We start from the raw sequence: 10,195 nt of genomic DNA on the forward strand, positions 1-10,195 counted from the left end.
ACAAGATCAACGTGAAGGGCGACTTCAACGACGAAATCGACGCAGGCATCAAGGCCGGTATCGAGTCGTTCAAGGCCACCCAATCCTGGTAAGCCGCAGCGGGAGCTGCAAGGCTCCCGCTTGCTAACCCGATAGGTGTCAAATGGCAGGCGCAAAAGAGATTCGCAGCAAGATTGCGAGCATCAAAAGCACGCAGAAGATCACCAGCGCCATGGAAAAGGTGGCGGTCAGCAAGATGCGCAAGGCACAGATGCGCATGGCTGCCAGCCGTCCTTATGCGGAGCGGATCCAGCAGGTAATCGGCCATCTGGCCAATACCAACCCTGAGTACCGTCATCCGTTCATGGTTGAGCGGCCGGTCAAGCGTGTCGGCTATATTGTCGTGTCTTCTGATCGTGGCCTGTGCGGCGGGTTGAATACCAACCTGTTCAAGGCGCTGATCAAGAGCATGAAGGAATGGCACGACAGCAAGGTCGAAGCCGATCTGTGCGTGATCGGTAACAAGGGTGCGAGCTTCTTCCGCAGCTTTGGCGGTAACGTGGTCGCGGCAGTCAACGGACTTGGCGAAGAGCCGTCGATCAACGATCTGATCGGTAGCGTCAAGGTCATGCTGGATGCCTTCGATCAGGGCCGTCTGGACCGTCTTTACCTGGTGTCGAACAAGTTCATCAACACCATGACGCAAAAGCCGACCGTAGCCCAGCTGCTGCCGTTGGCCGCGAGTGACGATCAGACCGCGCCGAAAGGTCAATGGGATTACCTGTACGAACCCGATGCCCGCCTGTTGCTGGATGCGTTGCTGGTTCGCTACGTCGAATCCCAGGTTTACCAGGCTGTGGTCGAGAACGGAGCAGCCGAGCAGGCCGCCCGGATGATCGCCATGAAGAATGCAACCGACAATGCCGGTGAGCTGATCAGCGACCTGCAACTGGTCTACAACAAGGCCCGTCAGGCTGCGATCACCCAGGAAATTTCGGAAATCGTCGGCGGCGCTGCCGCGGTTTAAGAACGGTTCAAATATTCAGAGGAACCAAACATGAGTAGCGGACGTATCGTTCAAATCATCGGCGCCGTTATCGACGTGGAATTTCCGCGCGATCTGGTACCGAACATTTATGACGCGCTGAAAGTCACAGGCGCCGAAACCACCCTGGAAGTCCAGCAGCAGCTGGGCGACGGCATTGTCCGTACCATCGCCATGGGCTCGACCGAAGGCCTCAAGCGTGGTCTGGACGTCAGCAACACTGGCGCGGCCATTTCCGTACCGGTGGGTACTGCCACCCTGGGCCGGATCATGGACGTGCTGGGCAACCCAATCGACGAAGCCGGCCCGATCGGTGAGGAAGAGCGCTGGGGTATCCACCGCGCCGCTCCGAGCTATGCCGAACAAGCAGGCGGCAACGAACTGCTGGAAACCGGCATCAAGGTTATCGACCTGGTCTGCCCGTTCGCCAAGGGCGGTAAGGTCGGTCTGTTCGGTGGTGCCGGTGTTGGCAAGACCGTAAACATGATGGAGCTGATCCGTAACATCGCCATGGAGCACAGCGGTTACTCCGTGTTCGCCGGTGTGGGTGAGCGTACTCGTGAAGGTAACGACTTCTATCACGAGATGAAGGATTCCAACGTTCTGGACAAGGTTGCACTGGTCTACGGCCAGATGAACGAGCCACCAGGAAACCGTCTGCGTGTGGCACTGACCGGCCTGACCATGGCCGAGAAGTTCCGCGACGAGGGCAAGGACGTTCTGCTGTTCGTCGACAACATCTACCGTTACACCCTGGCCGGTACCGAAGTGTCCGCGCTGCTGGGTCGTATGCCGTCCGCGGTGGGTTATCAGCCGACGCTGGCCGAGGAAATGGGCGTTCTGCAGGAGCGCATCACCTCCACCAAGAGCGGTTCGATCACTTCCGTTCAGGCCGTTTACGTCCCTGCGGATGACTTGACCGACCCGTCCCCGGCGACCACCTTCGCCCACTTGGACGCCACCGTGGTTCTGTCGCGTGACATCGCTTCCCTGGGTATCTACCCGGCGGTCGATCCGCTCGACTCCACCTCGCGTCAGCTGGATGCCAACGTGATTGGTCAAGAGCACTACGACACTGCGCGCGGTGTTCAGTACGTGCTGCAGCGCTACAAGGAACTGAAGGACATCATCGCGATCCTCGGCATGGACGAACTGTCCGAAGCCGACAAGCAGCTGGTATCCCGTGCTCGTAAGATCCAACGCTTCCTGTCCCAGCCGTTCTTCGTGGCCGAGGTCTTCACCGGTTCGCCTGGCAAGTACGTCTCGCTGAAAGAAACCATCCGTGGCTTCGCCGGCATTCTCAACGGTGATTACGATCACCTGCCGGAGCAGGCGTTCTACATGGTTGGCGGTATCGACGAAGCCATCGAGAAAGCCAAGAAACTGTAACTGGCGCGCCCGCTTGCGGGCGCCAATAAGCCCAGCTGGCGGCAGTCGTCGCCAGCTGGGCCGATTACCGAGGCATAAGTATGGCTATGACAGTCCACTGTGACATCGTCAGTGCGGAAGAAGAGCTGTTCTCGGGGCTGGTAGAGATGGTTGTCGCTCATGGTCACCTGGGTGATCTGGGTATTCTGCCGGGCCACGCCCCACTGCTGACCGATCTCAAGCCCGGTCCGGTGCGAGTGATCAAGCAGGGCGGCGGCGAAGAGATCTTCTACATATCCGGCGGCTTCATCGAAGTCCAGCCGAACATGGTGAAAGTTCTCGCCGACACCGCCACGCGCGCCAAGGATCTGGACGAAGCGGCGGCGAAGGCTGCCGTGACGGCGGCCGAGCGGGCGCTGCATGATAAGGGCGCGGAGTTCGATTACGGCTCTGCCGCTGCCCGTCTGGCCGAGGCTGCCGCTCAGCTTCGGACCATCGAGGCGATGCGCAAGAAGTACGGCCGCGGTTGATCCGTTAACGGCTTCATCGCGCACGAGTAAAAGGGTAGCCTTGGCTACCCTTTTTCTTTTCCGTTTTGAAAATAACGTCTCGCGTTGGCCCTAGGGGTCACGATTGTTCAGGATCTGCCAATGTCTCTCGATATCGTCATTCTCGCTGCCGGTCAGGGCACGCGCATGCGTTCAGCCCTGCCCAAGGTGCTTCACCCGGTCGCCGGACAATCCATGCTCGGTCACGTCATCGATACCGCTCGTGGGCTCAAGCCGAAGGCTATCCATGTCGTGATCGGCCATGGCGCCGAGCTGGTACGCGAGCGGTTGGCGGCGGATGATCTGAATTTCGTCGTCCAAGCCGAGCAGCTGGGCACGGGACACGCCGTGGCTCAGGCGCTACCGGCGCTCACTGCCGAACGAGTCCTGATTCTCTACGGCGACGTACCGCTGATCGAGGTGGCAACGCTGGATCGTCTTCTTCATAAAGTCGGATCGCAGCAATTGGCGCTGCTCTCGGTGAATCTGGACGACCCGACCGGTTACGGCCGCATCATCCGTGATGAACAAGGTATGGTCCAGGCGATCATCGAACACAAGGATGCCACAGCCGAACAGAAGCTGATCGCTGAAGGCAATACCGGGATTCTTGCGGTGCCGGGCGAGCGGCTCGGCGATTGGCTGGGAAGGCTGTCCAATGGCAACGCCCAAGGCGAGTACTACCTGACCGATGTCATCGCTATGGCCGTGGCCGATGGCCTGACTGTTGCGACCGAACAGCCGCAGCATGCCATGGAAGTACAGGGCGCCAACGATCGCCTCCAGCTGGCCGATCTGGAGCGGCATTATCAGCAGCGTGCTGCGCGCCGCTTGATGGCCCAGGGAGTGACGTTGCGGGATCCGGCTCGCTTCGACCTGCGTGGCGAGGTTACTGTCGGCCGTGATGTGCTGATCGACGTGAATGTGATCCTCGAAGGCAAAGTCGTGATCGAGGATGACGTCGAGATCGGACCGAATTGCGTGATTCGCAATAGCACGCTGCGTCGCGGAGCGGTGGTCAAGGCCAACTCCCACCTTGAAGGCGCCGAGCTTGGCGAAGGCGCTGATTGTGGGCCGTTTGCACGGCTGCGTCCCGGCGCTGTACTGGGGGAACGGGCGCATGTGGGCAACTTTGTCGAGGTGAAGAACTCACACCTGGGTGTCGGCGCGAAAGCCGGCCACCTGGCGTATCTGGGCGATGCAGAAATTGGCGCGCGAACCAATATCGGGGCCGGAACCATTACCTGCAACTATGATGGCGCGAACAAATTCCGCACGGTTATGGGCGAAGATGTCTTTATCGGCTCCAACAGCTCGCTGGTGGCTCCGTTGAACATTGGAGACGGCGCCACCACCGGCGCCGGCTCGGTAATCACTGCTGACGTGCCGGCGGGCACTCTGGCACTGGGCCGGGCTCGTCAGGCATTGATCGAGGGTTGGCTGCGCCCGCAGAAGATCCCTAAGTAAGCGTTTTTTTGCGCCCAGTGCTCCGGTGTCGGACGAGCGGCGAAGCATTTATCCGGGAGGGCATTCAAGAGATCGTACATCTGGCCGATCTATCAGGGCATAACAAAACAGGACGTGCCCATGCCCTCCCTAACTCGACTGTCCATCCAGTGGAAGCTCACCCTGCTGGCTGGTCTCTGCCTGCTGTTGATCGTCGGTCTGTTGATCGGTGCTTCACTTTATCAATCACGCCAGACGGTGGCCCTGGTCAGTGCCTCAAGCGGCGCCATGCTCGAAGAGTCGGCGCGTGACAACCTACAGGCACGCGGGCTTTCTCAAGCCTTGCGAATCGAGCGTCAGTTCAATGATGCCTATCAGTATGGCCAGGGGTTTGCCCGTCAGGTGCTGTCGCTGCGCGAGCAAGCCATCGAGCGTATGTCGAATGCATTCGAGCTCCGTGAAGACCTGCATCATCAGGTCAAGACCGCGTTGGAGTCGAACCCTGATCTGATTGGTCTCTACGTGGTGTTCGAGACCGACGCACTGGACGACAAGGACGGCATGTTCATTGACAACCAGGAGATGGGCGGCAACGACAGCGGCCGTTTCTCACTGTACTGGTCGCAGCGCACGCCGGGTCAGCTCGCCGCCGAAACCATGAGCGAAGAATTGCTCGCCGACACCACACCGAGCATCAGCGGCGCACCGTACAACGCCTGGTACAGCTGCCCCCGCGATAGCGCCCGGGTCTGCCTGCTAGACCCTTATTTCGATGAAGTGGAAGGCCGACCGCTGCTGATGACCAGTGTTGCCTTTCCGTTGATCGAGGACGGCAAAGTGATTGGCGTCGTCGGCGTCGACATCAGCCTGGCGTCGCTTCAGCAACTTAGCCAGCAGGCACACCAGGAGTTATATCAGGGCGAAGGCCAGCTGAGCGTCATCAGCCCGGCCAAGCTGCTGGGTGGCCACAGCCGCGACGCCGGTTTGCTCGGCAAGTCGTTGAGTGCTGCTTTCGGCTCGGAGAGCGAGGCGATTGGCCGCGCCGTCGATGCGGGCCAGAAGGCGATGCTCGAAAATGGCGACATGCTTCGCGTGTTACAACCCGTGCAGCCGATACCCGAACTGGCCCCTTGGGCGATCCTGCTGGAAGTACCACGGCAGGTCCTGCTCGGCCCGGCACAGCGTCTTGAACAGGCGCTGCAGACGCAGAGCCGCAAGGACAGCATGATTGCGCTGACCATCGGGCTTGGCGCGGTGCTGTTGGGCCTGGCGCTGATGTGGCTGACCGCGCGCGGCGTCACCCGGCCGATCGAAGGGGTGGCGGCGATGCTCAAGGACATCGCCAGCGGTGAGGGCGATCTCACTCGTCGTCTGGAGTACTCTCGCGACGACGAACTGGGTGCATTGGCGGGGTGGTTCAACCGCTTCCTCGATAAGCTGCAGCCCACCATCGCCGATGTGAAGCGCTCGGTGCATGATGCTCGCAGCAGCGCTGATCAGTCGGCGGCTATCGCGAGCCAGACCAGTGCTGGCATGCAGCAGCAGTTCCGCGAAGTCGATCAGGTGGCGACGGCATCGCAGGAGATGAGTGCTACCGCGCAGGATGTTGCGCGCAATGCCGCGCAAGCGGCCGAAGCGGCACGTGACGCGGATCAGGCCACCCACGAAGGACTGAGCGTGATCGACCACACCACACACAGCATCGGCAGGCTCGCCGACGAGCTTAACCACGCCATGACCCAGGTGGAAAGCCTGGCCGCGAGCAGCCAACAGATCGGTTCGGTGCTGGAGGTGATTCGTGCAATCGCTGAGCAGACCAACCTGTTGGCGCTCAATGCCGCTATTGAAGCGGCGCGGGCCGGCGAGGCCGGGCGCGGTTTCGCCGTGGTGGCCGACGAGGTGCGCAGCCTGGCCCGACGTACCCAGGAATCCGTCGAGGAAATCCGCCAGGTCATAGAGCGCCTGCAGAGCGGCACCCACGATGTGGTGACGGCCATGCAGGGTAGCCGCGGGCAGGCCCAGAGCAATGTCGAACAAGTGGGCAATGCGGTCGCCGCGTTGCGCAAGATTGGTGATGCAGTGGCGGTGATTTCCGACATGAACCTGCAGATCGCCAGCGCCGCTGAAGAGCAGAGCGCGGTCGCCGAGGAGATCAACCGCAACGTTGCGGGCATTCGTGACGTAACGGAATCACTTTCCGGGCAGGCTGACGAGTCGGCGCGGGTCAGCCAGGCCTTGAATCAGCTGGCGAACCATCAGCAGAGCCTGATGGGCTATTTCCGCGTCTGACCCAACCGGGAGTTGACGGAAGCGATGGATTAGGTTTTGATTCGCGAAATTTTCTTTCGAATCGAAACTTAAGCATGTCGAAACGCAACACGCCGCAACGACGCCACGCCATTCTCGCCCTGCTCAACGAGCAGGGCGAAGTGAGCGTCGATGAGCTGTCCAGGCGTTTCGAGACGTCTGAGGTCACCATCCGTAAGGACCTCGCTGCGCTGGAAAAGAACGGGCTGCTGTTGCGCCGCTACGGTGGCGCGGTGCCTTTGCCACAGGAGCTGATCGGAGATGGCGTGCAGCCCGTCTCGCCCTGGAAGCAGGCCATCGCCCGAGCCGCCGTCGGCTGCATTCGCGAACATGCTCGAATCATCATCGACAGCGGCACCACCACCGCTGCAATGATCCCCGAACTCGGGCACAAGCGCGGTCTGCTGGTTATGACCAACTCTCTGGGGGTGGCCAATGCGTTGCGAGAGTTGGAGCACGAGCCCACGCTGTTGATGACCGGCGGCACCTGGGACCCCCATTCCGAATCGTTCCAGGGTCAGGTGGCGGAGCAGGTGCTGCGCTCCTACGATTTCGATCAGCTGTTCATTGGTGCCGATGGCATCGACCTGCAGCGGGGCACCACTACCTTCAATGAATTGCTCGGCCTGTCGCGGGTCATGGCCGAAGTGGCCCGTGAAGTCATCGTGCTCGCCGAGTCCGACAAGATCGGTAGACGCATACCCAACCTGGAACTGCCCTGGGGCGATATCCATACCCTCATAACGGACGAACGCCTCACCGCCGAGGCGCGTTCAAGCATTCAGGCCCGCGGCGTCAAGCTGATCTGCGCGGCCGTCGAAACCCATCTGGAGAACTGAACATGTGTGGCATCGTTGGCGCTGTCGCTGAACGCAATATCACCGCAATTCTGCTCGAAGGCCTCAAGCGGCTCGAATACCGGGGCTATGACAGCGCCGGTGTCGCTGTGTTGGATAACAGCGGTGAGCTGCACCGCTTGCGCCGTTCCGGCAAGGTTGCCGAACTGGAGCAGGCGCAACAGCAGGAGCAGCTTACCGGTCGCCTAGGCATTGCTCACACTCGCTGGGCCACCCATGGCGCACCCTGCGAGCGCAACGCTCATCCGCATTTTTCCGGTGATGATCTGGCGGTGGTGCATAACGGCATCATCGAAAACCACGAAGCGCTGCGTAAGGAACTGAAGGCGCTGGGCTACGTTTTCGTCTCCGATACCGACACCGAGGTCATCGTCCACCTGCTGCGCCACAAGCTCGATGAATTCGGCGATCTGACCGTCGCGCTCAAGGCGGCGGCCAAAGAACTGCATGGTGCCTATGGTCTGGCGGTGGTCAGCGCCAAGCAGCCGGATCGCTTACTGGCAGCTCGCAGTGGCAGTCCGCTGGTAATCGGCCTGGGCATGGGGGAAAACTTCCTCGCTTCCGATCAGCTGGCCTTGCGCCAGGTGACCGACCGTTTCATGTACCTGGAAGAAGGTGACATCGCCGAGATCCGCCGCGATAGCGTACAGATCTGGGATGTGAATGGTCAGCCGGTGGAGCGCGAAAGCGTGCAGTACCACGAGGGCGCCGAAGCCGCTGACAAGGGCGAGTATCGCCACTTCATGCTCAAGGAGATCCACGAGCAGCCCAAGGTCGTGCAACGCACCCTGGAAGGGCGGCTCGGTGATCATCAGGTGCTGGTGCAGGCCTTCGGTCCGCAGGCCGCCGAGCTGTTTGCCAAGGTACGCAACGTGCAGATCGTCGCCTGTGGCACTAGCTACCACGCCGGCATGGTCGCCCGTTACTGGCTGGAAGAGCTGGCTGGCATCCCTTGCCAGGTCGAGGTCGCCAGTGAGTTCCGCTACCGCAAGGTGGTGGTGCAACCCGATACCTTGTTCGTCACCATTTCCCAGTCGGGGGAGACCGCCGATTCGCTCGCGGCGCTGCGCAACGCCAAGGCGCGCACCGACAAGGAGGGGCGCTATCTCGCCAGCCTGGCTATCTGCAACGTTGGCATCAGCTCGCTGGTGCGCGAATCCGATCTCACCCTGCTGACCCAGGCCGGACCCGAGATTGGCGTGGCCTCGACCAAGGCTTTCACCACCCAGCTGGTCGGCCTGTTGCTGCTGACTCTGGCGCTGGGACAGGTGCGCGGCACGCTGGCCCCGGCGCTGGAAGCGGAGCTGATCGACGAGCTGCGCCGCCTGCCGACGCGTCTGGGCGAGGCTCTGGCGATGGATACTACGGTGGAGAAGATCTCAGAGCACTTCGCCGAAAAGCACCACACGCTGTTTCTCGGACGTGGTGCACAGTACCCGGTGGCAATGGAAGGCGCGCTCAAGCTCAAGGAAATTTCCTATATCCATGCCGAGGCGTATCCGGCGGGCGAACTCAAGCATGGCCCGTTGGCGCTGGTGGATGCCGACATGCCAGTGGTGACCGTGGCGCCGAACAACGAGCTGCTTGAAAAACTCAAATCCAATCTCCAGGAAGTGCGCGCCCGTGGTGGCGAACTGATCGTCTTCGCCGATCGGGAAGCTGGCATCGAGAACGGTGAGGGCACGTTCATCGTGAGCATGCCGCATATCCACGATGTGCTGGCGCCGATCCTCTATACCCTGCCGTTGCAGTTGCTCTCCTACTACGTCGCGGTGCTGCGTGGCACGGACGTCGATCAGCCGCGTAACCTGGCCAAGAGCGTGACGGTGGAATAAGCGCCGGAGTGTGTTGCACCGGGTGTTTACAAACAAAAAAGGCTGCCACAAAACAATAAAGGCTGTCACACGTTAATAAAGGTTGTCACAGGCTTGTGTCCTGACCGTACATCGGGGCACAAGCAGGTCTCGAGATTTAGGACCACAATCCTTCCTGCAATGCTGTGACTGGCGTCCTGGCTGAGCCCGCTCCTGACATCCTCCACGTCACGTTCATTCTGTGCCGTTCCGATCGAGTGGGTCGCCCCATGATGAGCGACTCGTAAAATGACATTCGTTCCCGCTGCATCGGCTAAGCCTGCTCTCTCCACACTGATGACTCAGCAAAAAATTGATAAAAGAATCAAATCGGGCCGTGGAACAGGTGTGAGAGAGTCCTATCAACCTTGGATCAAAGTTTGGGATATTAAGTCCAAGGGAGTGTCCCACCTCGTGCCGGGAGTGAAATACCAACGCACCCATCATCTTCTGTCCAACGCTGAACGCGACTATCACACGATCTTGGAACAGGATTCCTCGATTATTGATATTCGTGAACAGTTTCCGCTGTTTACGCAGGCGGAGAGCCAGGCAATCGCTTCCAGTCTGAACTTTCCCCATCCCATGTATCCAGGTACTCGAGTTCCTGTAGTCATGACGACAGACTTCTTAATTACTTTCGTTGATCCAGCAGGCGAAGTAAGGCTGGCTGCGCGTTCTGTTAAATATCGAAAGGAACTTGAAGAAGCTGACCTCGGTGTGCAAAACCGAATTGCCGAAAAGCTCGCTATTGAGGAAAGGTATTGGGCAATAAGGAAAGTAGAGTGGAAA

At 60.1% G+C, this 10,195-nt stretch carries 8 protein-coding genes and 2 pseudogenes; all 10 read left to right on the forward strand.

Translation table 11 applies throughout. The annotated features are described in order from the left end of the window. On the forward strand, positions 1–92 hold a 92-nt coding region (locus DQ405_RS27600), incomplete at its 5' end, for a hypothetical protein (RefSeq protein WP_241730118.1). 50 nt (positions 93–142) lie between these two features. Further along, the gene (gene atpG, locus DQ405_RS22595) at positions 143–1,006 is read left to right on the forward strand and encodes a F0F1 ATP synthase subunit gamma (protein ID WP_168426219.1); all 864 of its coding nucleotides are present in this window, start codon (positions 143–145) and stop codon (positions 1,004–1,006) included. A gap of 30 nt (positions 1,007–1,036) precedes the next feature. Then, a complete protein-coding gene (atpD, locus tag DQ405_RS22600; protein ID WP_102837646.1) occupies positions 1,037–2,413 on the forward strand; it encodes a F0F1 ATP synthase subunit beta in 1,377 nt (458 codons plus the stop codon). An 80-nt stretch (positions 2,414–2,493) separates the two neighbouring features. Then, a complete protein-coding gene (locus DQ405_RS22605; RefSeq protein ID WP_168426220.1) occupies positions 2,494–2,922 on the forward strand; it encodes a F0F1 ATP synthase subunit epsilon in 429 nt (142 codons plus the stop codon). A gap of 120 nt (positions 2,923–3,042) precedes the next feature. Beyond that, entirely contained in the window at positions 3,043–4,407 is a 1,365-nt protein-coding gene (gene glmU / locus DQ405_RS22610; RefSeq protein WP_168426221.1) for a bifunctional UDP-N-acetylglucosamine diphosphorylase/glucosamine-1-phosphate N-acetyltransferase GlmU, read from the forward strand. Between the two features lie 414 nt (positions 4,408–4,821). Then, positions 4,822–5,817 (forward strand): annotated as a pseudogene (locus DQ405_RS28700) (PDC sensor domain-containing protein); the annotation flags it as partial. A gap of 345 nt (positions 5,818–6,162) precedes the next feature. Beyond that, positions 6,163–6,675, forward strand: a pseudogene (locus DQ405_RS28705) (methyl-accepting chemotaxis protein); the annotation flags it as partial. A 74-nt stretch (positions 6,676–6,749) separates the two neighbouring features. Beyond that, positions 6,750–7,532 carry a DeoR/GlpR family DNA-binding transcription regulator gene (locus tag DQ405_RS22620; protein WP_168426223.1) on the forward strand — a complete coding sequence of 261 codons (783 nt, stop codon included), beginning with the start codon at positions 6,750–6,752 and terminating at the stop codon, positions 7,530–7,532. Positions 7,533–7,534: 2 nt separating this feature from the next. Next, positions 7,535–9,385 carry a glutamine--fructose-6-phosphate transaminase (isomerizing) gene (glmS, locus tag DQ405_RS22625; protein WP_168426224.1) on the forward strand — a complete coding sequence of 617 codons (1,851 nt, stop codon included), beginning with the start codon at positions 7,535–7,537 and terminating at the stop codon, positions 9,383–9,385. A gap of 267 nt (positions 9,386–9,652) precedes the next feature. Further along, the coding region (locus DQ405_RS22630; protein ID WP_241730117.1) for a TnsA endonuclease N-terminal domain-containing protein at positions 9,653–10,195 on the forward strand (543 nt) is incomplete at its 3' end.

This window comes from Pseudomonas sp. SST3, from assembly GCF_003325755.1.

Excerpts from the sequence above, each read along its gene's own strand:
- atpG (WP_168426219.1), top strand. The coding sequence starts at position 143 with ATGGCAGGCGCAAAAGAGATTCGCAGCAAGATTGCGAGCATCAAAAGC.
- atpD (WP_102837646.1), top strand. The coding sequence starts at position 1,037 with ATGAGTAGCGGACGTATCGTTCAAATCATCGGCGCCGTTATCGACGTG.
- DQ405_RS22605 (WP_168426220.1), top strand. The coding sequence starts at position 2,494 with ATGGCTATGACAGTCCACTGTGACATCGTCAGTGCGGAAGAAGAGCTG.
- glmU (WP_168426221.1), top strand. The coding sequence starts at position 3,043 with ATGTCTCTCGATATCGTCATTCTCGCTGCCGGTCAGGGCACGCGCATG.
- DQ405_RS22620 (WP_168426223.1), top strand. The coding sequence starts at position 6,750 with ATGTCGAAACGCAACACGCCGCAACGACGCCACGCCATTCTCGCCCTG.
- glmS (WP_168426224.1), top strand. The coding sequence starts at position 7,535 with ATGTGTGGCATCGTTGGCGCTGTCGCTGAACGCAATATCACCGCAATT.